Genomic DNA, 24,454 nt, shown 5'->3' with positions numbered 1-24,454 from the left:
ATGAAATCAGGTCCTGACATCGCCATGATCGCCTCGCTCGTCGGAGATCCCGCACGCGCCAATATGCTCACGGCGCTGATGAACGGCCGCGCGCTCACCGCGAGCGAGCTGGCGCAGGAGGCCGGCATCACGCCGCAGACCGCGAGCTCGCATCTTTCCAAGCTCGAGGCCGGTGGCCTGATCGAGCCGGAGAAGCAGGGCCGCCACCGCTACTACCGCCTCACCGACGACGATGTCGCCGGGGTGCTGGAGGGGCTTGCGGGCCTCGCCGCGCGGACCGGCCATATGCGCGTGCGCACCGGGCCGAAGGATCCGGCGCTGCGGCGTGCCCGGATCTGCTACGACCATCTCGCCGGCGATCTCGGCGTGCAGATGCTGGACACCCTCCGCGCGCAAAACCTGGTCAGGCAGAAGAAGCAGGAGATCGAGCTGACGGCCGAGGGCGAGCGCTTCCTGGCGAAGCATTTGCAGATCTCGCCCGACATGCTCGCCCATCCGCGCCGGCCGGTCTGCAAGGCCTGCCTCGACTGGAGCGAGCGGCGTCACCATCTCGCCGGCACGCTGGGCGCCGCCATGATGCAGCGTTTCGCCGAGCTGAAATGGGCCGCTCGCGACGCCACGCCCGGCAGCCGCGTGGTAAATTTTACGCGCACCGGCGAGAAGCAGTTTGCCGCCTTGTTCGGGACTGCGAAGGACTGAACACAAGCGCGTGTAAGCGTCTCTCGTCGTCATGGCCGGGCTTGACCCGGCCATCCCAATCTTTAGTGCAGTTTGCGCGGCACCACGTGGATGCCCTGGCATTCGCCTCGCCGAAGCGGCTTCGGCCGCGCAGGCGGGTCAAGCCCGGGGCATGACGGAGAATGTGTCTCCTAGCGCTAACATGACTCAGAGCCTTCAATGATCCGCCTCCTCCCGGCCGTGCTTTGCACGGCTCTTCTCGCCGCTCCTCTTACATCCCACGCCGCCAACACCGCCCCGCGCGAACCCTACGGCATCGCGCTCGAAGGCTTTGCCTATCCCTATCCCGTGCACCTGCTGCCTCTGATCAATGACAGCGAGCAGCTCAGCATGGCCTATATGGACGTGCCGCCTGCGCAGCCGAACGGCCGCACCGTCGTGCTGCTGCACGGGCGCAATTTCCCGTCGAGCTACTGGGCGCCTGTTATCAAGATGCTGAGCGAGGCCGGTTACCGCGTCGTGGTGCCGGACCAGATCGGCTTCGGCAAATCCTCCAAGCCGACGGGCGAGCTCCATTTCGACACTCTGGCGCGCAACACCATCGCGCTGCTCGATCATCTGAAGATCGACAAGGCCGAGATCGTGGCCCATTCGCTCGGCGGCATGCTGGGCGTCCGCATCGCCCGCGCCTTTCCCGACCGCGTCGCCCACCTTGTTCTGACGGCCCCGATCGGACTGGAAGATTACCGCCTCTATGTGCCGCCGACGCCGACCGAGAAGATGATCGAGACCGAAGACAAGCTCACGGCCGATGGCTATCGCAAGCAGCTTCAGACCAATTATGCCATCAAGCTGCCGGCTGAGGCGATCACGCCGTTCATCGACGCCCGCTTCAACATCAAGGGCAGCCCGGACTATCCACGCTGGCTGCGCGCCTTCGTCAGTTCCGGCCAGATGATCTATCGCGAGCCGGTGGCGCACGAGATCGCACTGATCACCGAGCCGACGCTATTCATCATGGGCGCCGACGACCACAACGCTCCGGGCCGGCCGAACGCGCCGGAGGCGCTGCGCGCGAAAATGGGAGAGAACGCCGAGCTGGCGAAGGCACTCGCGGCGAAGATGCCGAATGCGCAGGCCGAGGTGATCCCGGACACTGGCCATCTCGTCTTCCTGGAGGCGCCTGAGAAGTACAGGGAGCTGGTGCTAGGTTTTCTCGGCCGCTAGCGTCATTGCTGTCGTCCGGAGCCGCGTGCGGGGAATGTTCATGCCGCATTCAGGTCATGATTGGCAGATTTGGCTGGCGTCGTGTCGGCATGTTGGGATTTTAACGCGTCGAATCGTGTCTTTTAATTCATGGTGCGCCGAAAAGCGCCAAGCCCCCCTACCTGCCCCCAAAACCTACACCCAAGGACGAGAAGGAAGATCAAATGAAATACCTGTTTGCCGCCGTGATGCTCGCCAGCGCGGTCGTTGGTTTCAGCGAGGCGGCCAGCGCCGCCGGCGGTTGCGGCCCCGGCTGGTATCGCGGCGCCTATGGCGGCTGCCGCCCGATGCGCGGTCCGGTCGTTGTCCGCCCGGGTCCGATCATGGTTGCGCCGGCCCCCGTCGTCGTCGTGCCGCGCGCGCGTGTGTGCCCCTACGGCTTCCGCTGGTACGCCGGCCGCTGCCGCCCGTTCTGATCTCGTTTTTTTCGCATTGCGAAATGGCCGCGCGGCGAAAGCCTGCGCGGCCATTTTCTTTTTGAACGCCTGACGTCGCACCGGGATGTTTCGAATCAGAACGGGGACCGCCGATCGCGGTCCCCGTTCAAGCCTGGTGCGCGAAGCTTACCAATGGCGGCGGTGCCATCGCCGGCGATGCCAGCCCCAGTGACGGCGGCGCCAACCCCAATGGCGATGGCGGCCGTGCCAGTGCACCTGCTCCGGCTTCAACTGCGCGGCCTCTTCGCTGCTGGTGACTGCGGGATGAGCGTCGGGATTGCCTTGCGGCATGCGGGGGTCACCGAGCGGCTGCGGCGCCAGCGGCGCAGCCTTTGCGGCGGTCGTGAACGCGGCAGCTCCGGCCGCGACACCGATTGCAAATTTTAAAAAGTTCCGGCGCTCCATGACTTCTTTCCTCCTGGATGGTCGTGCCAGTGATGCAGAGGCGAGTGTCGTGGTGACGACATGAACCGAAGCTGAATCGCGCGTTCAGCTTCGCTGCGAGTCCGACGGTGACAGCCCGCCGCCCGGGCGCTACTTGCCAAACTCCTGCGCCAGCACCAGCAACTCGCGCGTGCGCGTCACGTCGGGCCAATCGCGGTTGAAATCGGCTACCAGCTGCGTCAGCGCATCGCCCTTCAACATGGCATGCAGCGCAGCCTCGCTCTCGAACTGATACATCGCCTGATGCAGTGACGGATCGTCGAGGCTCCAGAACCGCCAGGCCTTGCTCACACCGAACGCCTTCATCGCGTCGGGCAGATGTTCGGTCTCGTACCATCTGTCGAAGGCGGCGCGCTTGCCGGCATCGGTGACGACGGCGCGGACGACCAAGAAGGCTGACGGCATCGGATTTCCTCCTGTTGTTTGGGGTGAGACTAGCCGGTTACGTCGGCGACGACAAAAAAGGACGGCACCGGTGTCGGAACGCGCATCTCTCACCCGTCCTATGCCTGAACAGCAGACGGAGACACCACATGCCCGACCTCACGCTCACCACCTTCGACTGGGTTCCCCCGCCCCCGCGCGGTTTCGTGCGCGACCTTCGGGTGCGCTGGGCGCTCGAAGAAGCCGCATTGCCCTATCGCGTCGCGAGCGCGCCGTTCGACGGGCGCGGCGCCGAGCATCTTGCGCACCAGCCGTTCGGGCAGGTGCCGTGGCTGACCGACGGCGATCTCTCGATCTTCGAGAGCGGCGCGATCCTGCTGCATCTCGGCGGCCTCAGCGCGAAGCTGATGCCATCAGATCCGCGCGGCCGCAACGAAGCCACGGAATGGCTGTTCGCCGCGCTCAATTCGGTGGAGATGGCGAGCCTGCCCTGGACGATGTCGAAGTTCATGGGTCATCCGAGCGATACGGCCGCGTGGAAATTCGTCGACGACTTCCTAAAACTCCGCCTCAAGCACATGGAGGCGGTGCTGGCCAACCGCGAATGGTTGGCAGGCACGTTCTCCGTCGCCGACATCCTGATGTCAGACGTGCTGCGCATCGTCCATCAGTTCGATGGCCTCGCAGACAGTCCCGCCTGCCGCGCCTACGTCGCGCGCGCCACCGCCCGCCCGGCCTTCGCCAAGGCCCACGCCGACCAGATGGCGCATTTTGCGGCGGCGGACGCGACCCGCTGACGCCGCGCCCGCGTGAGATGTGACGTGCCTCACATAATGAATCCGGCGATGGCCGTAGGGTTACGGCGATCAAATCATCCCTGCGGAAGGTGACACATGGCCCGCATCGCATATCTCAGAGACCAGCTTGCCCGCGCCGAACGGCTGGCAAAGGCGATCCTCGACCGGCAAACCGCGGAGCAGCTTCAGGCGTTTGCAGCCGAATGCCGCGAGGAGCTGCAGGTGCTGTCGCGCAGGGCTGCGGCGTAAGGCTGCTCGGTTACACGAGCTTCATCGGCGTATCGGCGACCACGCGAAGGTCAATGCGGCTGATCAGTTGAGACCGAAGCGCCTCCGCATCCCCAATCGCGCTCTCCGTCTGCCGCAGCGTGCTGACGTTCGAACCGAGCGAGACAATCCCGCCGAGCACCAGAGCGATCGATCCGAGCGCGGCGGTCTGACCCATCCCAAGCAAACCGAAGATCGTGATCAACAACAGCGCGCCGCCGCCCCCGATCGCGAGCTTGGACGCCAGGATGTACTTGCGGCATCGCTCGGCGATCTCGGCCAAAGCCTCGATCCGCGCTTCGATGTCTGAAATCTCGTCGGTCGGATCGTCTTCGGTCATTGGATTTGGATCGAGGATGCCAACTCAGAAACAGAATCGGTAGCCCGCATGAGCAAAGCGACATGCGGGACTTGGATAGACAAACCCGGATGCCGCTACGCTCATCCGGGCTACAAGTTCGCCCTCACAACGGCAAATTGTCGTGCTTCTTCGCCGGCGTTTCCACCTTCTTGTCCTTCAGCATCGACAGCGCCCGCGCGATCCGCTTGCGGGTCGAGTGCGGCATGATGACGTCGTCGATGTAGCCGCGCTCGGCGGCGATGAAGGGGGAGAGGAAGCGGTCTTCGTATTCCTTGGTTCTTGCGGCGATCTTGTCGGGGTCGCCGATGTCGGCGCGGAAGATGATCTCGACCGCGCCCTTGGCGCCCATCACCGCGATCTGGGCGGTCGGCCAGGCGTAGTTCATGTCGGCGCCGATCTCCTTGGAGGCCATGACGTCGAAGGCGCCGCCATACGCCTTGCGGGTGATGATGGTGACCAGCGGCACGGTGCACTGCGAATAGGCGAACAAGAGCTTGGCGCCGTGCTTGATCAGGCCGCCATATTCCTGCGCGGTACCCGGCAGGAAGCCCGGCACGTCGACGAAGGTGACGATCGGGATGTTGAAGGCATCGCAGAAACGCACGAAGCGCGCCGCCTTGCGCGAAGCGTCGGAGTCGAGCACGCCGGCCAGCACCATGGGCTGGTTGGCGACGAAGCCCACCGTGCGGCCCGCGATGCGGCCGAAGCCGGTGACGATGTTCTTGGCAAAAGCGTCCGCGATCTCGAAGAAGTCGCCCTCGTCCACGACCTTCAGGATCAGCTCCTTCATGTCGTAGGGCTTGTTCGGATTGTCGGGGATCAGCGTGTCGAGCGACATGTCGACGCGGCCGATGTCGTCGAAGCTCGGCCATTCCGGCACACCGTCAGTGTTGTTGGACGGCAGGAAGTCGATCAGGCGCCGCATCTGCAAGAGCGTCTCGACGTCGTTCTCGAAGGCACCGTCGGCGATCGAGGAGCGCGTGGCATGCACGGAAGCGCCGCCAAGCTCTTCCGCGGTGACGACCTCGTTGGTGACGGTCTTCACCACGTCGGGGCCCGTGACGAACATGTAGCTGGTGTTCTTCACCATGAAGATGAAGTCGGTCATCGCAGGCGAATAGACGTCGCCGCCGGCGCAGGGGCCCATGATGACGGAGATCTGCGGGATTACGCCGGAGGCGAGCACGTTGCGGCGGAACACGTAGGAATAGCCGGCCAAGGCAGCGACGCCTTCCTGGATGCGAGCGCCGCCCGCATCGTAGAGGCCGATGATGGGCGCCCTCGCCTTCATCGCCATGTCCTGCAACTTGGTGATCTTCAGTGCGTGGGTCTCGGACAGCGAGCCGCCGAACACTGTGAAGTCCTTGGCGAAGACAAACGTCTTGCGGCCGTTGACGGTGCCCCAGCCGGTGACGACGCCGTCGCCGGGCACCTTGTTCTTCTCCATGCCGAATTCGGTGGAGCGGTGCTCGACGAACATGTCGAATTCCTCGAACGATCCCTTGTCGAGCAAGAGCTCGATGCGCTCACGCGCGGTCAGCTTGCCGCGGGCGTGCTGCGCCTCGATGCGCTTCTCCCCGCCGCCGAGCTTTGCGCCGGCACGACGGTCTTCAAGGGCGTCCAGGATATTCTTCATTTGCTCCCGCCAGTTCTTAGCCTAAATGCGATTGCCGGGGGTTCTAACACGGCATTTTGCGGGCCGGGAAGCGGCTTTCGGCCCAGCAGGGCTGCCTTGCCGCAGCGGGAAAGCGCAAGGAATTTCAAAGTTTTGCGTAGGAGGCGAGCATGACCGAAGGAACGGCGGAGACCGGCGCGGCGACGGGCGGCGTCAACATCCTGCTGCGGCTGGAGGGCCTGACCCTGTTTGTGGGGATGGTGATGCTCTACTGGACCTGGGACGGCTCCTGGCTGGTCTTTGCCCTGCTCTTCCTTGTCCCCGATCTGAGCTTTCTCGCCTATCTTGCCGACGCCAAACTCGGCGCGATGGTCTACAACGCCGCCCACAGCTACATGGCGCCGGTCGCGCTGCTGACGCTCGGCTTCGGCCTCGCCTCGCCGCTCACACTGTCCATCGCCTTGATCTGGCTCGCCCATATCGGCATCGACCGGGCACTGGGCTATGGCCTCAAATACTCGGCCGGGTTCGGCTTCACCCATCTCGGGCGGATCGGCCAGCAGAAGAGCGGCTGACGCAATTGCAAATCTGGTCCCGCCCGGTTGACCGGGCGCGGCGATTCAGGCTTGCTCAAGGCTTACGATCAGGCGCCGAATGTTGCGTGAGCTCAGTCGGTACGGCGGCGGTCATCATTTCCAGCTGCAAGCATCACCTCATGTCCGCGACGGTCGTTCCCCTGCCGCCGAACTCGTCGTCCGAAACCACCGACTTCCTGCGGCGCATGGCCAGCATGGTGTCGGGGCGGAACGGCGAAATGCTGCTGCGCGCCGCCGCGCTGATCGAGTCGCTGACGCAGCGGGCGATGTCGGCGGAACGCCTCTATCACCGGGAGCACGAAGAGAACACGCGCAACAGCAAATTGCGCGAGGCCGGAGAGATGGCGTCCGACGCCATGGTCAAGCAAATCGACGGGCTGCGCAGCCAGCTTGCCGAAGTCACCGCGGCCGCGGCGGCCGAGCGCGCGGCATTCGATGCCGAGCGCGGCAAGCTGCTCGGCCTGATGCAGCATGCGGAAAGCCATATCGGCCAAGTCACAAGCGAGCTGGAGACGCTGCACGCCTCGATCGACCATTTCAACGAGACCGTCATCTCCGTGCCAATCGAGGTGCTGCGGCTGGCGCGCACCCAGTTCGATTTCCTCTCCGCCGGCTTTGCCCGCAAGGGCGACGTGATCTCGCAGGCGATGAGCGAGATTGGCGGTTTTGCGATCGACCAGGCACTGACGGTGAAGAAGCCTGACACCGCCTGAGGCGAACCGCCGGCCTGCGTCAAATTGACAGCGCGCGGGCCTGTTGTTTTACTCACTGAAAATCACGGGGGAGGATCCGATGCCGTTGGCATACCGCGTCGCCATGGCGCTCTGCATTTCAACGCTGTTCGTCGACATGGGCGCCCACGCACAATCGCTTCCCAGGGAAGTCGCCACCCGCGCCGAGATCTATCCGATCCCCTCGCTCACCCTCTCCGATCAGCAATTCCTCAGCGGTGACGCCGCGGCCGGCAAGCCGGTGACGGTCGCCGGCGAACTGCGTGTGGCGCAAGGCAGCGGAAAACTCGCCGTCGTGGTGCTGATGCACGGCTCGAGCGGCGTCGGCGCAACGACCGAAGCCTGGGTGCACGCGTTCAACGCCATGGGCATCTCGACCTTCGTGATCGACGGCTTTACGGGCCGCGGGCTGACGGTGGTGGGTCCGAACCAGGCCCTCCTCGGCCGGCTCAACCTCGTCATCGACATCTACCGCTCGCTCGAGATCTCCGCAAAACATCCGCGCGTCGATCCTGATCGCATCGTGCTGATGGGCTTTTCACGTGACGGACAGGCGACGCTCTATGCGAGCCTCGACCGCTTCCACAAGCTCTGGAACAAGTCAGGCATCCAGTTCGCCGCTTACATTCCCTTCTACCCCGACTGCTCGACCACCTATCAGAACGACACGGAGATCGCCGCGCGCCCGATCCGCATCTTCCACGGCACGCCCGACGACTACAATCCCGTCAAGAGCTGCAAGGCCTTCGTCGAGCGGCTCAAGACGGCCGGCCGCGACGTGGTGCTGACCGAATATCCTGATAGTGCGCATGGTTTTGACAGTGGGCTGCTCGGCGTCAATACGATTGCCGTGTCCACGGGCGCGCAGACGGTGCGCAACTGCCAGATCCGCGAAGGCGATGGCGGCGTCCTGATGAACGGCGATACGAAAGCGCCGTTCACCTACCAGGATTCCTGTGTCGAGCTCAATCCGCATGTCGGCGGCAATCCATCGACTGCCGCCGAGTCACGTAAAGCCCTGGAGGAGTTTTTGCAGGCGCTGTTCAAGCTGGGTTGAGAAGCATCTCGGCCTGCATGGTTCGAGACGCCCGCTTTGCGGGCTCCCCACAATGAGGGTCTGTCTTCTTACCGCAAACAAGTCCTCATCCTGAGGAGCCTGCGAAGCGGGCGTCTCGATGGATGGCCGCAACAAAACTGCCTCCGCTACGGCTCGCCCGGCTTGAACGGCTCCTGCTTGTCCGGCGGCACGGTCTCTTCGGCCATTGCGAGCAACATCGCGACCATCACGTAATTGCCGGCGAGCGCGGTGAGGTCGACGATCTGCTGGTCGTTGAAGACCTTCTTCGCGCGCGCATAGGTTTCGTCGCCGACCTTCTTCGTCGTGGTGAGCTCGGTGACGAAGTCGTAGACGACGGCCTCCTCCTCGGCCATGTTCGCAGGCCGCTTATTGGCCTTCAGCTCCGCGATGATGTCGGGCGACAGGCCCGCCTTCGCCGCGAGCGGCGCATGGGCGTACCACTCGACCTGCGAGCGCCATTGCCGCCCGATGATCAGGATGGCGAACTCGTTGAGTTTTGTCGGGACCGAGGTTTCCCAGCGCAGATAATGGAACAGGTCGAACAGGCGCTGGCCGAGCACCGGGCTGCGGATCATCGGGTTGTAGGGACCGCCGATGCCGACGCTCGAGACCTTCATGATCTGCTCGCCGAGCGGCTTCTGCTTGGCGTCGAGCTGGTCCATGGTGAGCTGAGGAAAGCGCGGCTCCCTGCTGGTGACGGGACCGGCAAACATCGTGGCGGCGAGCCAGCCGCCTGCGGCGGCAAGCGTGAGCGACGGCAGCCAGAGTGGCGTTGAGTTCATGTTCTCCTCCCGGTTTTTCTTGACCCGGGGGATGCTAGTCGAGCGGCGCCAGCGCGGTATCGCTAGATAGCGCCGATCTCGGCAAGGCAGGCTTGCGTCAGCGGCATGCGCTCTCCGACCAGGCGCGGCTCCTTGCAGTCCATGTTGAGCGCGAACACGGTGTGCGCTTCGCCCTTCTCGGCCCAGCCCACCATCCAGCCAAGCGATGGCTCGCCGCGCTCGGCGCCAAGCAGCCCGGACTTGGCGCGAATGACGCTATCGCCGACCTTGGTCACCGGCAGGATGTCAGCGACGAGATCCTGGCTGCGTTTCGAGATCGGCAATGCGCGGCGGCGCAGCCGGTCGATGAAATCGACCTGCTCGACCGGATCGATGCGCAAGGCGCCGGTGAGCCAGAACTGGTCGATGCCGCCGCCGATGTCGCGATTGCCATAGTCGAACAGATCGACGTACTTTTGCATGCGTTCTTGCCCGATCCGGCGCGCGATCTCCTGATAGACCGGCACCGCGCTGACGAGAATCGCGCTGCGCAGCGTGTGGTCCTTGTTCCAGGCCTCGATCGGACGCTTCACGCCGTCCCAGGGAAATACGTCCTTGTCGGGGTCAGTGACCACGCCGGTTTCGAGCGCAATCAACGAGTTCGGAATCTTGAAGGTCGAAGCCGGCAGCTTCGCCTCGCCCGAACGTTCCTTGTCGCTGGCGACGACCAGATAGTCCTCGACCTTGTAGCCGACGAACGTCCCCGCCGTGCCGAGGTCAGTGAAGCGCTTTGCGAGGCTGTCACGGATTTCATTTCGCGGTGGCGCGACGTGAGCGAATGCACGCGATGGCAGGATCGCGGTTGCGGCGAGAAGGCCGAGAGTGGAACGGCGGGTGAGCACTGGCGGTGTCCGTTACGCGATGAAGATGGCCGCGACCATGCAGCCGCTAACGTGGTGAAACGATGACAGCTACCGCCTGCCCGACAGCCGCAGCACGAACACCAGCACTTCGGCGACGGCCTTGTAGAGGTCCGGCGGGATCTCCTCGCCGAGTTCGACCTTGGAGAGCGCACCGGCCAGGATCTCGTTCTCCTCGATCGGGATGTCGTTGGCTTTGGCGATCTCGACGATTTTTTCGCCGATCGTGCCCTTGCCCTTGGCGACGACGACCGGCGCGTTGCTGCCCCTCTCGTAATGCAGCGCAATCGCAAGCTTCGACGGGTCGCTCATGTAGCGCGATCCAGAAAGTGGCCGGCGCGGGCCGGTGCGGGCTGTGGCGGCGTGCCATCGCGGACCAGGATGTCGCCGGGCTTGAGCTCGGCCCTGGTCAGTGCCTGGTTGAGCTCGCCGATTCCGGCGCGAAGCTGCTGTGCGGTCGTCGGCCGCTCCGCCCACATCCGCACGAAGGTCTTGTCACCGTTGAGCGTAATCAAAGCGTGCACGGGGCCGGCGGGCTCGACATTGAGTGTAAAGCGCGCACGCCAGGTGCGCCTGGCGGGATCGGCGGATTCATTGCCGCCGTCGCGCGAGATCTCGAACTGCGCCATTGCAGTGCCCTGCGGCGTTGCGAACGGAATCTCGAAATTCCACTGCGGCACGCTCGGATCGATCCTGTGACCGCTGGCGTCGGTGCGATCGGGGAGCGAAGCAACCTGGAGCAAGGTCTGGCGCGCGATCGCGGCATCGGTGTCGTCGAGCAGGCGATGCACGGTCGCGGCAAGAGGCGTATCCGGTACGAGTGACGGCGAGGCAATGAATTGCGGCGACGGCAGCGCGCCGCGAACCGGTGGTGGCGTCGCGCGCGCGGCGGCTTCGAAAATATGTCCCTCGGGTACGGCCTTGTTCGAGCCCGGCACGTTTCCCGTCATTCGCGGCAGGCTTTGCGTGATCTCTTGCAGGAGGCTGGCGGCAAGGCCTGCGGTCATGCCCCGCGGCACCGCGGCCTGCGGAGCACCGCCAGCGATGTCCGCCAACACAGAGGCTGCGAGATTGACGCTGCGCGGCATTTGCGGTGATTGGGCGATCTCGGGTTCGGTTGCGGGCAATGCGGCTTGCGTCTCCGCGGCAGCGAGCTGCGGTGTCGCCACGGTACCAGCCGGAAGGGCGGCACCTTGCGCCTGTGGCGCGATCGCCTCGAGCGTCGTCAGCGTTTGGCGCAGCACCAGCAATGCCGCCTTCAGGTCTGGCATCGTGCCGGAGGACGGCGTCGCGCCCTCGGCGAGCGAGGCTTCGAGGAATAGGCCGGATTTTTGGAATGCGGATTCAATGTCGCCGCCATCGAGGCCGGTGTTGAGCGGCGTCTGCTGCGCCAGCACGCCTAGCATCGCCTGCTTCAGCCCCGCCGGAAGATCGCTGCCGGTGACGACCGCGGCCAGATTGGCGAACAGCGGCGCCTGGCTGCCCTGCTTTGTGACCGCCTCGGCCGAAGCTGCGGTAACGGCGACCTGCTCCGATGGCGTCAGCACGTTGCGTCCCGCACTCGCCGACGGAGCAATCGGCGGGCTGTCAACCAGCGAGGCCACAGCCGGCGTCAGCGTGACCTGATCGGCGCTCGCCTCGCCTGCCCCGCCCATGACGGCGAGCCGGATGGTGCCGCCGTTCTGCGACACCGCAAGCTGGAGATTTTGGCCTGGTGCCAGCGCCACCTCGGACATCACATCCATCGACAGGTTGGCGATCGCGATCCGCACCAGATTATCGGCGAGCACGCTGACGACTCTTGCGTCGACGACGCTGCCGGCCTGCAGCACAAGATCGGGAGTCACCGCGTCAGCAACAGGGCTGGCGGCACTGACGGGAACGATCGAGCTTATCGGCGTCGGCATGGCGAGGGGCCCGGGGAGCGTAGGCCCTACCCTAAGGCCGCCCTCGTAAACCTCTCGTTAAGGACCTTTGGCCGCCGGCGGGTTCACAGCGGCCAAAACCGTCACGGCGGCCTGAAAGTCCCTGAGGCGGGCGGCGCGGCGGCCGACCGCTTCCTCGTCCACGCCCCATTTCTCGTCATTCCAGTCCTCATCGACATAAGCCGCCGCCCAGACCTGGCCGGCATCGCGCACGCCATGGGCCAGCGCCAGCGCCAGCAGGGCCGAGCCGGTCAGGGTGGTGATCACGTGGAGGGCGGCGACCGACCAGGCATCCCTCGGCAGCGCCGCACGCGCGGCCTGGACGGCCGCCTCCGGCTGCGTCACAGGCATGACGCCTTCCGACAGGATGAAATGCCCTCCCAGCGTCTCCGCGGCCCAGAACAACACGGGGTCCCAATGCGCGGCCTCGCGGGCGACGAGCCCCTCGGGATGGCCGGCGCGATAGAACAGCAGATCGGACTGGAGATACTTTGCGAGGTCGTCGCTGACGAGATCGACGCGGTCGACGACGCCCTCGACCACGCTATTGGCGATCCGCGTCAGCGGCATCGTCATGGGATTGATCGTCTCTTTCTGATCCGCCCACTCGGCAGCCACTGCGTCGGCTAGCACGCGCGCAGGGATGATCACCTGGCGGCCGGACGGCGTGCGGATCGCCTTGCCGTCAAGCGTGATGGCAAAGCCGCCCTCAGCCTCAGCGACCCCCACCTCCTTGTAGAAGCGCTTGCGCAGCGGCACGCGCGAGGCCTGGCGGACCAACTCCTGCGGATCAAGCGGGGATCGCCCCGCAGCTTCATCGAACAATTCGCGCATCTGGTTTTCGGCCCTGATCACTCAATGCTAGGCTTGTAAGGTAAGAGCGACGACCGATAAAGCGAGCGGCAGGTATGAGGGAACTTGCAGGCATTGCGGCTCTCCTTGCCGGGTTTTGGCCGGCCGCGGCGCAGGCCGGCTTTCGGGCTCCGGAATCGGTGGTCCGCAACGTCTACGCTCATTACGGCCAGGGCGCGCCGGAGCTCTCAAAAGGCCTGCCGCGGGATGGCGCCACCGCCCGGCAATTCTTCGACCCCTCCTTGTGCAAGGTGTGGTCCGCGCCGCGGGTCGAGCCCTACGATTTCCTAGTGCAGAGCCCGAGCTGGAAGCTCGGCCCCGTCGCGATCGCGGTCGTTCGCAGGCAATACGACAAGACCTATGTCGCGGCGAGTTTCGACAATCGCGGCCGGCCGGTGACTCTGAACTTCATCCTGGTCAGCGGACCCGAGGGCTGGTTGATCACGGATGTCCAGAGCCCGCACGATAGCCTGCGGATGTTTCTGGAGCAGTTTCGGAATTGAGCGGGTTTCATGATTCGGGGCGCAGCGAAGCAACCCAATAGCAAACTCAACTACTCCTCCGGCGCGTTCTCGATCGGATCAAACCGGCTCGCATCGAGCCCGAGCAGGTTCCATGACTGCTGCATGTGCTGCGGCAGCGGCGCGGTGGCATCAATGAAGCCGCCGCGGGGATGCGGGATGACGATGCGGCGCGCCAACAGGTGCAGCCGGTTTTGCAGGCCGCCCGGCAGTTGCCAGTTCTCGATGTTGAAATATTTGGGATCACCGACGATGGGGTGGCCGATATGTTCCATGTGGGCGCGCAGCTGGTGGGTGCGCCCCGTCACCGGCTTCAGCGACACCCAGGTCAGCTTGTTGCCGGCGGTCTCGACCACCGCATAATATGTCACCGCGTGGCTTGCGCCCTCATCGCCATGCTGGGCGATGCGCATGATGGTGTCGTCCTCGCTCTCCTCCTTGGCAAGGAAGGTCGAGATGCGGCCCTGCTTTGGCTTCGGCAGCCCCGGCACCAGCGCCCAATAGGTCTTTCGCGCCGACCGCGAACGGAAGGCGCCGGTCAGATGCGAGGCGGCAAAGCGGGTCTTGGCGACTAGGAGACAGCCCGACGTCTCCCTGTCGATGCGGTGTACGAGGCGCGGCTTCTGGCCCTTGGAATCGCGCATCACCTCCAGCATCTGGTCAATGTGTCGCGTCATGCCAGAGCCGCCCTGCACGGCAAGTCCGGCCGGCTTGTTCAGCACGAGAACGTCGTCGTCCTCGTAGATTGTCATCTCCTTCAGCGCGGCAAGCGTCTTTTGCGCCGCCTCCGACTGCGGGTTGGGTGCCTTTGGCGTGTCGAGCTTCAGCGGCGGAATGCGGACGCTCTGGCCCTCCTCCAGGCGGTCCTTGCTGTCGACGCGCTTGCCGTCGACGCGCAGCTCGCCTTTACGAACCACGCGCTGGATGTGGGAGAACGACAGGCCGGGAAAGTGCGCTTCAAGGAAGCGATCGACGCGCATGTTGTTCTCGTCGGCCGTCACCTTGACGGTCTGCACCTTGGTCGGCAGCAATGCCTCGACGGGCTTTGCCGGTGCAGCCTTTTCCGGTTCGGCTTTGGGCGCGCGCCGGTCAACGCGCTCGCTCGCAAAGCGCGGCGGCTTCGTGCCCGGCTTGCCGCCAGGCCGCAGCCCAGCAGGCTTCGCGCTGCGCGCCTTGAACGGACGCGCCTCCTTGCGCTCATCGCGCTCGCGAGGTTTCGGGTTCATTCTCTTGATGCGGCGGCTCATGCGGTGTTTCCAAGCTTTGGTGTCAACTGTGTATCGGCGCGCCGAGGCAGTGACGCGACTTCCGCGCCCATCTCGTTCTCCGCCAGCCGCAGGTCATATTGCTGTTGCAGGTTCATCAGGACGGCGCCTGGCACGAGCGAAGTCATACCAATTCGACTCGTAGAGTACGGCCAACCGCACTTGCGGCGCGTTGCAGTGTATCCAGCGTCACCGAGGGGGTCGCGGGATCAAGGAGCCGATCGAGCTGACGACGACTGGTCCTCATGCGTGCGGCCATCGCCGTCTTCGTGATTCCCTGCGTCTTCATCGCCTCCGTCAATTGCTCAGCGATAAGCTCCTTGAGAGCACGCTCCTCACAAGTCCCAAGTATACCTTGCTCGGTAAGAAACTCGTCGAACGTTTCTTTGCTCACGTGCGCTTTGCTTTTCGTCATCACGTCACCTCTCGCCTGCGCTTCAGCGCAAGGTCAATATCCCGCTTTGGCGCTTTCTGCGTTTTCTTGATAAAGCCGTGGAGCAGGATCATCTGACCGTCTTCCAAACAGAAGATCACTCGCGCAATCCGGTTGCTCGTCGAGATCACTTCGAACCTCCCACAATCCATCCCCCAGCGGGGCACAATGCGGGCGTCCGATCGGCCAACCGAATTCGACTTTCTGAATATCCTTCCCGACAGTTTTTCGATCTTCAGAAGGCAAATCCAATATCCACTCGCGAACAGGATTTCGACCTGTCGAGCTGACGTAGAATCTCGCGGGAAGCTTCTTCGTGCGATCGATCATTCGGCTGCGCTTATGTGTCATTTTTGACACGTAAACGCAAGCGCCTTCTCAGCGACGCAGAACCTACTTCCCACCCCGCTCCTTCCGCAACTTCGCCCAATAATCCAGCCGCTTGCGGATCTCCCGCTCGAACCCCCGCTCGGGCGGGTCGTAGAAGGTCTGGCGGCCCAGGGCTTCCGGGAAATAATCCTGGCCGGAGAAGGCGTCGGGCGTGTCGTGGTCGTATTCGTAAGATGCGCCGTAGCCTTCCGACTTCATCAGCTTGGTCGGCGAGTTGAGGATGTGTTTCGGCGGCAGCAGCGAGCCGGCCTGCTTTGCGACCTGCATCGCCTTGCCGAAGGCGGTGTAGACGGCATTCGATTTCGGTGCGGTGGCGAGATAGACCACCGCCTGCGCGATCGCGAGCTCGCCCTCGGGATGACCGAGGAAGTCGAAGGCGTCCTTGGCCGCGTTGGCGATGACCAGCGCCTGCGGATCGGCAAGCCCGATATCCTCGACTGCCATGCGCACGACGCGGCGGGCCAGGAACAGAGGGTCCTCGCCGGCATCGAGCATGCGCGCGAGATAATACAGCGCGGCATCGGGATCGGAGCCGCGCACCGACTTATGCAGCGCCGAGATCAAATTGTAATGGCCGTCGGCCGACTTGTCGTAGATCGGCGCGCGGCGCTGCAATATCTCCTGCAACTGCGCGGCGTCGAAAATCTCGTCCTTGCGCGCGGCGCGCCAGACTTCCTCGACGAGCGTCAGCGACGCGCGGCCGTCGCCATCGGCCATGCGCACCAGCACGGCGCGCGCTTCCTCGTCGAGCGGCAGCTTGCGGCCCTCGACCTCCTCGGCATGCGCAAACAGCTTTTCGATCGCGGCCGCGTCGAGCGAGCGAAACACCAGCACGCGCGCCCGTGACAAAAGCGCCGCGTTGAGTTCGAAGGACGGGTTTTCGGTGGTGGCGCCGACCATCACCACCGTGCCGTCTTCCATGACCGGCAGAAACGAATCCTGCTGGGCGCGGTTGAAGCGATGGACCTCGTCGACGAACAGCAGCGTGCCCTTGCCCATCTCGCGGCGTGCACGCGCGGCCTCAAAGGCCTTCTTCAAATCGGCGACCCCGGAGAACACCGCAGAGATCTGCTCGAAATGCAGATCGGTGGCGTCCGCGAGCAGCCGCGCCACCGTGGTCTTGCCGGTGCCGGGCGGGCCCCAGAACACCAGTGAGCCCAGCGTACGCGTTTCCAGCATGCGCGTCAGCGCGCCGTCGGGACCCAGAATGTGATCCTGGCCGACGACCTCCGAGAGCGCGCGCGGCCGCAGCCGATCCGGCAGCGGATGCGGAGCCTCGTGATCGAGCCCCGCCGCGGCGAAGAGAGTTGGCGTCTCCTGTGGTCGCTTCGGACTCATCCGCCCAGCGTGACGTTGATCTGCTGGCCGCCACGCACCAGCGTGATGCGCCAGATGCGCTGGCGCTCGGCCGCCGCCTTCTCGAGATCGCTGGTCTTGCTGATCTTTTGGTTGTTGACCGCCAGGATGACGTCGCCCTTCTGGAAGCCGACATTCGCGGCCGCACTGTCGCCGCCGAGATCGGTGACCACGACGCCTTCGGTGTCGGCATCCAGATGCAGCTCGTCGGCCAACGCCGGGGTGATGGTCGAGACCTTCGCACCTTGGAGAGGCGAGCGCGCGGTGATGACGAGCTCGTTGCGGCCGGCATCGGGCGCGGCGTCCAGCGCCACCGTCAGCTTGATCGGCTTGCCACCGCGCTGCACGTCGATCTGCGCGGTGCCGCCAAGCGGCCGTGTGGCGAAACGATAGTCGAAGGCGTTGGGATCATCCACGGTCTGGCCGTCGATCGAGACGATCAGGTCGGAGGATTTCAGCCCGGCCTTGGCCGCCGGTCCGTTCGGAACGACGCTTGCGACCAGCGCACCGGTCGGCGAACGCAGGCCGAGACTCTCGGCGATCTCCGGCGTCACCGCCTGCAATTTCGCCCCTAACCAGGGCCGCTTCACCGCCTTGCCGCCGCCCTTGGCGGAGGCGACGACGACGCGCACCATGTTGGCGGGGATCGCGAAGCCGATGCCCTGCGAGCCGCCGGAGCGCGAATAGATCGCGGTGTTGATGCCCGCGAGCCTGCCGTTCATGTCGACCAACGCGCCGCCGGAATTGCCAGGATTGATCGCCGCGTCGGTCTGGATGAAGAACTGGTAGTCGGTGATACCGACCTGCGTGCGCGCCAAGGCCGAGATGATGCCGTGGGTCACGGTCTGGCCGACGCCGAAGGGATTGCCGATCGCCATCACGACGTCGCCTACCATCAGCTCGTCCGAATTGGTGAATTCGAGAGCCGGAAACTTCTCCTTGGTGTCCTTCAGACGCAGCACCGCGAGATCGCTGCGAGAGTCCTTCAGCACGATCTCGGCCTCGAACTCACGCTTGTCCGACAGGGACACCTTGACCTGGTCGGCGCCTTCGATGACGTGGACGTTGGTGACAACGAGCCCCGACGCATCGACGATCACGCCCGAACCGAGCGAGCGCTGCACCTGCTCCTGCTGTTGGCCGGGCACGCCGAAGAACCGGCGGAAGATCGGGTCGTCGAGCAGCGGGTTGCGGTTCTGCACCACCTTGGCGGCGTAGACGTTGACAACCGCCGGCTGCACCCGCTGCACGATCGGCGCATAGGACAGCCGCAGTTCGGCGGGCGAGGACGGCACTCGGCGGTCCTGCGCAGCGGCCGGATTGAAGTTGGCCGAAAAGGCTATGCACAGTGCCGTGGCGACGGCGCTCCAGGTCGATCGAAACATTCCTACCTCTTGGAAAAGACGCCGGAATATAGGCGCGTTCGCCCCCCATTAGAAGGGCGCCCGGCGGCATATTCGACCCCCTTTGGCGTGTCCGGCCTGCAAGCTGTGCGTGCGAAATAGCAATTTGCCGGGGCTGTGGATTGGCATGATGTGCGTCATCTTGCATGGTGGTGCAAGGCGGATTCGGTTGCGGCGAATTTACACCAGTGGGAACCGCGCAACCGGCCGCAGCGTCGCGGGGTAGTCATCGATCAAACCTAGGCTCTCCGCCAGCGACTTGGGGAAGTTCGTCAAACGATGGAGTCATGACGTGAGCAGGACAAGAATTGCAGCCACGGCGATGGGTCTCGCCGCCGCACTGGCAGCCTCGCAGGCCCAGGCCCAATCGGCGAGCAGCAGCGACCAGGAGATCGCGCTCCTGAAGCAGCAGCTGAAGATGCTGGAGCAGAAGCTCGACAAGCTCCAGAGCCAGACCGCCGCGAATACCGCGGCCACAGCGAAGGCCAGGCTTGAGGCGAAGGCGGAGGCGAAAGCTGAAGCGCGTTCCGAAGCGAAGGCCGCCGTCGCCAACGCCAACGCGGCGATCCCGCTCAAGGGACCGGCGCCCGCATCCGGCGTCGTCGTGACAATGCCGAACAACCGACCGACCATCTGCACTGCCGATGGGGCTAACTGCGTCGGGATCACAAGCCGTGTGCATTGGGATGTCGGCGGCTACGACTATCGGCCCAACACGGCGGCGACCGTGCCGCAAAAGCTCGACAGCGGCGAGAATGTCCGCCGCGCCCGCATCGGTGTCGCCGGCAAGTTCTTCCACGACTGGAATTTCGCGCTGGTCTACGACTTCGGCGGCTCCTCCGACGGTTTTGGCGGCGCAGCTCCGGGTTCGCTGCCCGGCGGCGGCGTCTCCGGCATCGAGAACGCCTATCTCAGCTATACCGGCCTGAAACCGTTCGGCGGCAAGATGGCCATCGAAGGCGGCATCATGGACCTGCCCTACACCCTCGATGAGGCCACGAGCTCCAACGACATCATGTTCATGGAACGCGCCTCGGCGGGGATCGTCGCCACGAGCATCGCTGCGGGCGACTTCCGTTCGGCGGTCGGCACGCGCTGGTACAACGACGTGTTCTGGGCTGGCGCCTATGTCACCGGTCCCGCCACCGGTGCGATCCACTCAGCGTCGAGCGTTGCGCCGAACGGCACCACGGAACAATACGGCGCGGTCGCGCGTGTCGCCGGCCAAGTCGTCAGCGGCAAAGACTACTCGGTCCATCTCGGCGGCAATGCCGAATGGCTGATCCAGCCGACGCGCAATCTGGTGACGGGTGCACAGACGGTGACGCTGAACGATCGTCCGGAACTGCGCATCGATCCCACGGCGCTGGCTACGACCGGCGCAATCGCCAATGCCTCCGGCGCGCAGGTCTACAGCGTCGAAGCGGCCGCCACCTATGGACCGCTGATCCTGCAAGGCGAGTATTTCTGGTACAACATCGATCGCAGCGCCAATACCGGCCTGCCGCCGCTGGGTGCGCCAAGCCTCAAATTCCAGGGCGGCTATGCGCAAGCCGGCTACGTGCTGACGGGCGAGGGTCGCAGCTATAATGCGGCCAATGCGGCCTATGGCGGCGTCAAGCCGGCACACCCGTTCTCCCTCGAGGGCGGCGGCTGGGGCGCGTGGGAGGTCGCGGGACGCTTCTCCACGATCGACCTCAACGATCAACTCGGGACCGCAACCGGCATCGCAGGCGGCCGGCAGACCGTCTACACGGCAGCGCTGAACTGGTATGTCAACGGCAACGTCCGTTTCATGCTGGACTATCTGCATGGCACGGTATCGAGGCAGGCCACGCCGATCTCGACCGCTGATGTCGGTTCGAAGTTCGATGCGGTCGCGATGCGGACGCAGTTCGCGTTCTAGGTCTCGCTTGTCATCCCGGGGGCGCGCGAAAACGCGAACCCGGGACCCGGCATCTGCAACACTATCTGAAGGAGACAAGCCATGAAGGCCGTCGGCTACAGGAAGTCGCTTCCGATCGAGGATCAGGACGCGCTGTTCGATTTCGAGACCGCCAAGCCCGAACCCAAGGGCCGTGATATCCGCGTGGCTGTGAAGGCGATCTCGGCCAATCCGGTCGATTACAAGGTGCGCAAGCGCGCAGCCCCGCCCGAGGGCGAGACCAAGATTCTGGGCTATGACGCGGCCGGCGTTGTCGACGCCGTCGGTCCCGACGTCACGCTGTTCAAGCCAGGCGACGAGGTATTTTACGCCGGCTCGATCCTGCGCCAGGGTACCAATTCTGAATTCCACCTCGTCGACGAGCGCATCGTTGGCAACAAGCCGAAGAGCCTGTCGTTCGTGCAGGCCGCCGCCCTCCCGCTCACCTCCATCACCGCCTGGGAATTGCTGTTCGATCGGCTCGGTGCGGTGCCCGGCAAGAGTGTCGATCCGCGCACGCTCTTGATCACGGGCGGCGCTGGCGGCGTTGGCTCGATCCTGATCCAGCTCGCCCGCCGCCTCACCGGGCTGACGGTGCTCGCGACCGCGACGCGGCCGGAGTCGCAAAAATGGTGCCTCGGTCTCGGCGCGCATGCGGTGATCGACCACGGCCAACCGATGAAAGAGCAGGTCGAGAAGCTCAAGCTGCCGCCCGTCGCGCTGGTGGCGAGCCTCACATTCACCGACCAGCACTACAAGAGCATCGCCGAGTTCATGGCGCCGCAGGGCAGATTCGGCCTGATCGACGATCCCCCGGAATTCACTGTGAGCGCGTTCAAGGGCAAGGCCATCTCGGTGCATTGGGAATCGATGTTCACGCGCTCCTCCTTTCAAACCGCCGACATGATCGCGCAGCATCATCTGCTCAACGACGTCGCCGACCTCATCGACAAGGGCGTCTTGCGCACGACGCTCGACCAGACCTTCGGCACCATCAACGCGGCCAACCTCAAGCGCGCGCATGCACTGCTCGAGAGTGGCAAGTCGCGCGGCAAGATCGTGCTGGAGGGGTGGTAGCGGCCACTCACTCCGTCATGCCCGGGCTTGTCTACGGTGCCACGCCCTCGACAAACAGCAGCCGACGCTCCAGCGCCGTGTGCCGCAGCTTCAGCGCCTCGGCGTACTCGGCCGAGGCATACCATTCCTGCGCCCGCGCCATCGATGGGAACTCCACGATGATGATGGTCTTGGGCGGCGGGCCGCCCTCCACCAATTCGGCGGCGCCGCCGCGCACGAGATAGCGGCCGCCATATTGCGCGATGGTTGCTGCGGCCAGCTCGCGATAGGCTTCCATCGCGGCTCTGTCGCGTACCTCGACCTCGGAGATCACATAGGCCGGCATCCGCAGGCCTCAGGCAATCGTATTGATGATGCCGCCCTCCGCACGCAACGCCGCGCCGTTGGTCGCCGAGGCTTCCTTCGAAGCCGCATACACCACCATGTTGGCGATCTCATCGACGCTGGCGAAGCGCTGGAGCAGCGAGCTTGGGCGATGTTGTTTGACGAAATTGGCCGCGGCCTCATCGACCGACTGGCCGTTCTGCTTGGCAAGATCCTTCACGAACGTCTCGACGCCCTCCGACATTGTCGGGCCCGGCAGCACGGAATTGACGGTGACGCCGGTGCCCCGTGTGAGCTGCGCCAGGCCCCGCGCGACCGAGAGCTGCGCCGTCTTGCTCATGCCGTAGTGGATCATCTCGACGGGAATGTTGAGCCCGGACTCCGAGGAGATGAAGACGATTCGGCCCCAGTTGCGCTTGAGCATGCCTTTCATATACGCACGCGAGAGACGCACGCCGCTCATCACGTTGACCTCGAAAAAGCGGCTCCAGTCCTCGTCCGGAATGTCGAAAAAGTCCCTCGGCTCGAAGATGCCGGCATTGTTGATGAGGATGTCGACGTCAGCGCCGCGGCCAGCGCCTTGCAGCCCGCCGCGGTCGAGACGTCGGCGGCGATGCCGCGGACCTTTCCGCCCGCCCCTTCCAGCTTGCGCACGGCCGCATCGACCTTGTCCTGGCCGCGTCCGTTGATCACGACGCTCGCACCCGAGCCGGCAAGGCCCTTGGCGATGGCGTGGCCGATGCCGGCAGTCGAGCCGGTGACGAGGGCGGTCTTTCCGGATAGGTCGATGTTCATGCGTGATCTCCGTTGATGCTTGCGGAGATATTGGGCGCTGCCGGCACGATAGCAATCGGCACTCACCGACGCGTGAGGAGCGGGACGTAACCAACAGGACGGCCAATAAAAAAGCGGCGCCCGAAGGCGCCGCTTTCTGAAAACTCTCTGCCGGTCGGCTTATGCCGCCTCGGCTTCCTTTTCCCGCACCGGACCGGAATCCAGGCCCTTGGCATCGACATCACGATCGACAAACTCGATCACGGCCATCGGGGCGTTGTCGCCGTAGCGGAAGCCGGCCTTGATGATGCGGGTGTAGCCACCCTGGCGATCCTTGTAGCGGGGCGCGAGCGTGTCGAACAGCTTCCTGACCTGATCCTTGTCACGCATCTCCGAGATGGCCTGACGGCGCATGGCCAGCCCGCCCTTCTTGCCGAGGGTAATCAGCTTCTCGACGATCGGACGCAATTCCTTCGCCTTCGGCAGCGTGGTGACGATCTGCTCGTGCTTGATCAGCGCGGCGCACATGTTGGCGAACATCGCGCGGCGATGCTCAGCGGTGCGGTTGAGCTTGCGATGAACCTTGCCGTGACGCATTTATCTATTCCTTGAATTTCATCCGTCGCGACGGTTCGTCGGACCAGTTGCTCAGGTGGGCTGCCTGCGTTCGCCCGCTAAGGCGCGATGAATTCGCGCCTCAGCCTGTTGTCGTTCAGCCTGTCGTCGTTCGGATCAGTAGTGATCCTCGAAGCGCTTGGCGAGCTCGTCGATGTTCTCCGGCGGCCAGCCCGGCACTTCCATGCCGAGGTGCAGACCCATCTGGGCCAGCACTTCCTTGATCTCGTTCAGAGACTTGCGGCCGAAGTTCGGAGTGCGGAGCATTTCCGCTTCGCTCTTCTGCACGAGGTCGCCGATGTAGACGATGTTGTCGTTCTTCAAGCAATTGGCCGAGCGCACCGACAGCTCGAGCTCGTCCACCTTCTTGAGGAAGGCCGGGTTGAAGGCGAGGTCCGGGATGATCTCCTGGGCGACTTCCTTGCGCGGCTCTTCGAAGTTGACGAACACGTTGAGCTGATCCTGCAGGATGCGCGCCGCGTAGGCCACGGAATCATCCGGCGTCAGTGCGCCGTTGGTCTCGATCGTCATGGTCAGCTTGTCGTAGTCGAGGATCTGGCCCTCGCGGGTGTTCTCGACCTTGTAGGAGACCTTGCGGACCGGCGAGTACAGGCTGTCGACCGGGATCAGGCCGATCGGTGCGTCCTCGGGGCGGTTGCGCTCGGCGGGAACGTAGCCCTTGCCGGTTGCGACCGTGAACTCCATACGGATCTCGGCGCCCTCATCGAGCGTGCAGATCTGCAGGTCGGGATTGAGCACGACGACGTCGCCCACGGTCTGGATGTCGCCGGCGGTGACGACGCCCGGTCCGGACTTCTTGACGACCATGCGCTTGGGGCCTTCGCCCTGCATCTTGATCGAGATGTCCTTGATGTTGAGCACGATGTCGGTGACGTCCTCACGGACGCCCGCGATCGAGGAGAACTCGTGCAGCACGCCGTCGATGTGCACCGACTGCACTGCCGCGCCCTGGAGCGAGGACAGCAGGATGCGGCGTAGCGCGTTGCCGAGCGTCTGGCCGAAGCCGCGCTCGAGCGGTTCGGCGACGATGGTCGCGAAACGGGTCGGATCGCTGCCGGGCTGTACCTGCAGCTTGTTCGGCCGAATCAGTTCTTGCCAATTTTTCTGGATCGTCACTGTTTCACCCATACAGGCCAGTCAGACTGCTGTTGCAGGCACTGGCGTTGGAGAAAGGCCGCAGATCATTTCCACGGCTTTGCAAAAAATCATCGCGGGCGCCAATGCGCCCGCAATCTGGTA

The 24,454-nt window shown here is 64.4% G+C and carries 29 protein-coding genes and 2 pseudogenes; 11 read left to right on the top strand and 20 right to left on the bottom strand.

Annotated features, from left to right (window positions below; all coding sequences use genetic code 11):
• From IVB54_RS16740 to IVB54_RS16730, 3 genes are all read left to right on the top strand, one after another.
• Complete coding sequence (locus IVB54_RS16740) at positions 1-699, top strand: winged helix-turn-helix domain-containing protein (RefSeq protein WP_018456488.1); 699 nt, start codon at positions 1-3, stop codon at positions 697-699.
• A 198-nt stretch (positions 700-897) separates the two neighbouring features.
• Positions 898-1,905 carry an alpha/beta hydrolase gene (locus IVB54_RS16735; protein ID WP_275995258.1) on the top strand — a complete coding sequence of 336 codons (1,008 nt, stop codon included), beginning with the start codon at positions 898-900 and terminating at the stop codon, positions 1,903-1,905.
• Positions 1,906-2,108: 203 nt separating this feature from the next.
• Positions 2,109-2,360, top strand: a complete 252-nt coding sequence (locus IVB54_RS16730) for a hypothetical protein (protein WP_247362394.1) — start codon at positions 2,109-2,111, stop codon at positions 2,358-2,360.
• Positions 2,361-2,507: 147 nt separating this feature from the next.
• Here IVB54_RS16730 and IVB54_RS16725 read toward each other — a convergent pair whose 3' ends face one another.
• Together IVB54_RS16725 and IVB54_RS16720 are read right to left on the bottom strand one after the other, a co-directional pair.
• Positions 2,508-2,786 carry a twin-arginine translocation signal domain-containing protein gene (locus IVB54_RS16725; RefSeq protein WP_018456486.1) on the bottom strand — a complete coding sequence of 93 codons (279 nt, stop codon included), beginning with the start codon at positions 2,784-2,786 and terminating at the stop codon, positions 2,508-2,510.
• Positions 2,787-2,915: 129 nt separating this feature from the next.
• Entirely contained in the window at positions 2,916-3,230 is a 315-nt protein-coding gene (locus IVB54_RS16720) for a hypothetical protein (protein ID WP_247777371.1), read from the bottom strand.
• 128 nt (positions 3,231-3,358) lie between these two features.
• Between IVB54_RS16720 and IVB54_RS16715 the strand changes: the two genes are divergently transcribed.
• Both IVB54_RS16715 and IVB54_RS16710 read left to right on the top strand, forming a co-directional pair.
• Positions 3,359-4,006: a glutathione S-transferase family protein gene (locus tag IVB54_RS16715; RefSeq protein WP_247362387.1), complete on the top strand. Its 648-nt coding sequence runs from the start codon at positions 3,359-3,361 to the stop codon at positions 4,004-4,006.
• A gap of 96 nt (positions 4,007-4,102) precedes the next feature.
• Positions 4,103-4,255, top strand: coding sequence for a hypothetical protein (locus IVB54_RS16710; protein ID WP_018456483.1), 153 nt, complete (start codon positions 4,103-4,105; stop codon positions 4,253-4,255).
• A 10-nt stretch (positions 4,256-4,265) separates the two neighbouring features.
• Here the strand turns inward: IVB54_RS16710 and IVB54_RS16705 are convergent, their stop codons facing one another.
• Entirely contained in the window at positions 4,266-4,613 is a 348-nt protein-coding gene (locus tag IVB54_RS16705) for a hypothetical protein (RefSeq protein ID WP_247336092.1), read from the bottom strand.
• A gap of 124 nt (positions 4,614-4,737) precedes the next feature.
• Complete coding sequence (locus IVB54_RS16700) at positions 4,738-6,270, bottom strand: acyl-CoA carboxylase subunit beta (protein ID WP_007603066.1); 1,533 nt, start codon at positions 6,268-6,270, stop codon at positions 4,738-4,740.
• 149 nt (positions 6,271-6,419) lie between these two features.
• On the opposite strand from IVB54_RS16700, the gene IVB54_RS16695 reads away from it, so the two are divergent.
• From IVB54_RS16695 to IVB54_RS16685, 3 genes are all read left to right on the top strand, one after another.
• On the top strand, positions 6,420-6,824 hold the full coding sequence (locus IVB54_RS16695) for a DUF4260 domain-containing protein (RefSeq protein ID WP_247362385.1): 405 nt from the start codon (positions 6,420-6,422) through the stop codon (positions 6,822-6,824).
• A gap of 140 nt (positions 6,825-6,964) precedes the next feature.
• Positions 6,965-7,558: a hypothetical protein gene (locus IVB54_RS16690; RefSeq protein WP_247392992.1), complete on the top strand. Its 594-nt coding sequence runs from the start codon at positions 6,965-6,967 to the stop codon at positions 7,556-7,558.
• 79 nt (positions 7,559-7,637) lie between these two features.
• Entirely contained in the window at positions 7,638-8,633 is a 996-nt protein-coding gene (locus tag IVB54_RS16685) for a dienelactone hydrolase family protein (protein ID WP_247777370.1), read from the top strand.
• Between the two features lie 146 nt (positions 8,634-8,779).
• Here the strand turns inward: IVB54_RS16685 and IVB54_RS16680 are convergent, their stop codons facing one another.
• The 5 genes from IVB54_RS16680 to IVB54_RS16660 form a co-directional block, all read right to left on the bottom strand.
• Complete coding sequence (locus IVB54_RS16680; protein WP_247362381.1) at positions 8,780-9,436, bottom strand: carboxymuconolactone decarboxylase family protein; 657 nt, start codon at positions 9,434-9,436, stop codon at positions 8,780-8,782.
• Between the two features lie 62 nt (positions 9,437-9,498).
• Positions 9,499-10,317, bottom strand: a complete 819-nt coding sequence (locus IVB54_RS16675; protein ID WP_085364670.1) for a penicillin-binding transpeptidase domain-containing protein — start codon at positions 10,315-10,317, stop codon at positions 9,499-9,501.
• 69 nt (positions 10,318-10,386) lie between these two features.
• Complete coding sequence (locus tag IVB54_RS16670) at positions 10,387-10,647, bottom strand: EscU/YscU/HrcU family type III secretion system export apparatus switch protein (RefSeq protein WP_085351295.1); 261 nt, start codon at positions 10,645-10,647, stop codon at positions 10,387-10,389.
• On the bottom strand, positions 10,644-12,242 hold the full coding sequence (locus IVB54_RS16665) for a flagellar hook-length control protein FliK (protein ID WP_247394772.1): 1,599 nt from the start codon (positions 12,240-12,242) through the stop codon (positions 10,644-10,646). The genes IVB54_RS16670 and IVB54_RS16665 overlap by 4 nt, the downstream gene beginning before the upstream one ends.
• 57 nt (positions 12,243-12,299) lie before the next feature.
• Positions 12,300-13,094, bottom strand: coding sequence for an ATP12 family protein (locus IVB54_RS16660; protein ID WP_247362379.1), 795 nt, complete (start codon positions 13,092-13,094; stop codon positions 12,300-12,302).
• A gap of 74 nt (positions 13,095-13,168) precedes the next feature.
• On the opposite strand from IVB54_RS16660, the gene IVB54_RS16655 reads away from it, so the two are divergent.
• Complete coding sequence (locus IVB54_RS16655; protein WP_247362377.1) at positions 13,169-13,615, top strand: hypothetical protein; 447 nt, start codon at positions 13,169-13,171, stop codon at positions 13,613-13,615.
• 50 nt (positions 13,616-13,665) lie between these two features.
• Here the strand turns inward: IVB54_RS16655 and IVB54_RS16650 are convergent, their stop codons facing one another.
• From IVB54_RS16650 to IVB54_RS16625, 7 genes and pseudogenes are all read right to left on the bottom strand, one after another.
• Complete coding sequence (locus tag IVB54_RS16650) at positions 13,666-14,880, bottom strand: RluA family pseudouridine synthase (protein WP_247362374.1); 1,215 nt, start codon at positions 14,878-14,880, stop codon at positions 13,666-13,668.
• Positions 14,877-15,026 (bottom strand): hypothetical protein, encoded by a 150-nt coding sequence (locus tag IVB54_RS16645; RefSeq protein WP_247392942.1) that lies wholly within the window; start codon positions 15,024-15,026, stop codon positions 14,877-14,879. The genes IVB54_RS16650 and IVB54_RS16645 overlap by 4 nt, the downstream gene beginning before the upstream one ends.
• On the bottom strand, positions 15,023-15,313 hold the full coding sequence (locus IVB54_RS16640; RefSeq protein WP_018456469.1) for a helix-turn-helix domain-containing protein: 291 nt from the start codon (positions 15,311-15,313) through the stop codon (positions 15,023-15,025). The genes IVB54_RS16645 and IVB54_RS16640 overlap by 4 nt, the downstream gene beginning before the upstream one ends.
• Positions 15,313-15,462 carry a type II toxin-antitoxin system RelE/ParE family toxin gene (locus tag IVB54_RS41645; protein WP_345946252.1) on the bottom strand — a complete coding sequence of 50 codons (150 nt, stop codon included), beginning with the start codon at positions 15,460-15,462 and terminating at the stop codon, positions 15,313-15,315. Before IVB54_RS41645 ends, IVB54_RS16640 begins: the two co-directional genes overlap by 1 nt.
• 58 nt (positions 15,463-15,520) lie before the next feature.
• A pseudogene (locus IVB54_RS41640) lies at positions 15,521-15,661 on the bottom strand (type II toxin-antitoxin system RelE/ParE family toxin); the annotation flags it as partial.
• 63 nt (positions 15,662-15,724) lie between these two features.
• Positions 15,725-17,059: a replication-associated recombination protein A gene (locus IVB54_RS16630; protein ID WP_247362371.1), complete on the bottom strand. Its 1,335-nt coding sequence runs from the start codon at positions 17,057-17,059 to the stop codon at positions 15,725-15,727.
• Positions 17,056-18,462 (bottom strand): DegQ family serine endoprotease, encoded by a 1,407-nt coding sequence (locus tag IVB54_RS16625; RefSeq protein ID WP_247362368.1) that lies wholly within the window; start codon positions 18,460-18,462, stop codon positions 17,056-17,058. The genes IVB54_RS16630 and IVB54_RS16625 overlap by 4 nt, the downstream gene beginning before the upstream one ends.
• Before the next feature lie 310 nt (positions 18,463-18,772).
• Here IVB54_RS16625 and IVB54_RS16620 point away from each other — a divergent pair, with 310 nt between their 5' ends.
• Positions 18,773-20,386, top strand: a complete 1,614-nt coding sequence (locus tag IVB54_RS16620) for an OprO/OprP family phosphate-selective porin (protein ID WP_247377506.1) — start codon at positions 18,773-18,775, stop codon at positions 20,384-20,386.
• Positions 20,387-20,467: 81 nt separating this feature from the next.
• Positions 20,468-21,481: a zinc-binding alcohol dehydrogenase family protein gene (locus IVB54_RS16615; RefSeq protein ID WP_247377504.1), complete on the top strand. Its 1,014-nt coding sequence runs from the start codon at positions 20,468-20,470 to the stop codon at positions 21,479-21,481.
• A gap of 31 nt (positions 21,482-21,512) precedes the next feature.
• On the opposite strand, the gene IVB54_RS16610 is transcribed toward IVB54_RS16615, so the two are convergent.
• The 4 genes and pseudogenes from IVB54_RS16610 to IVB54_RS16595 all read right to left on the bottom strand — a co-directional run bounded on the left by IVB54_RS16610 (position 21,513) and on the right by IVB54_RS16595 (position 24,343).
• Entirely contained in the window at positions 21,513-21,806 is a 294-nt protein-coding gene (locus tag IVB54_RS16610) for a DUF1330 domain-containing protein (protein ID WP_204511511.1), read from the bottom strand.
• Positions 21,807-21,815: 9 nt separating this feature from the next.
• Positions 21,816-22,600, bottom strand: a pseudogene (locus IVB54_RS16605) (SDR family oxidoreductase).
• A gap of 159 nt (positions 22,601-22,759) precedes the next feature.
• A complete protein-coding gene (gene rplQ, locus IVB54_RS16600) occupies positions 22,760-23,176 on the bottom strand; it encodes a 50S ribosomal protein L17 (RefSeq protein WP_247362361.1) in 417 nt (138 codons plus the stop codon).
• Positions 23,177-23,311: 135 nt separating this feature from the next.
• Positions 23,312-24,343 (bottom strand): DNA-directed RNA polymerase subunit alpha, encoded by a 1,032-nt coding sequence (locus IVB54_RS16595; protein ID WP_007603046.1) that lies wholly within the window; start codon positions 24,341-24,343, stop codon positions 23,312-23,314.
• Positions 24,344-24,454 lie beyond the last annotated feature (111 nt).

Source organism: Bradyrhizobium sp. CW1, assembly GCF_023100665.1.
Lineage (GTDB): Bacteria > Pseudomonadota > Alphaproteobacteria > Rhizobiales > Xanthobacteraceae > Bradyrhizobium > Bradyrhizobium canariense_D.
Note: the sequence above shows the minus strand (reverse complement) of the source record. Positions and strands in the feature narration are given on the sequence as shown.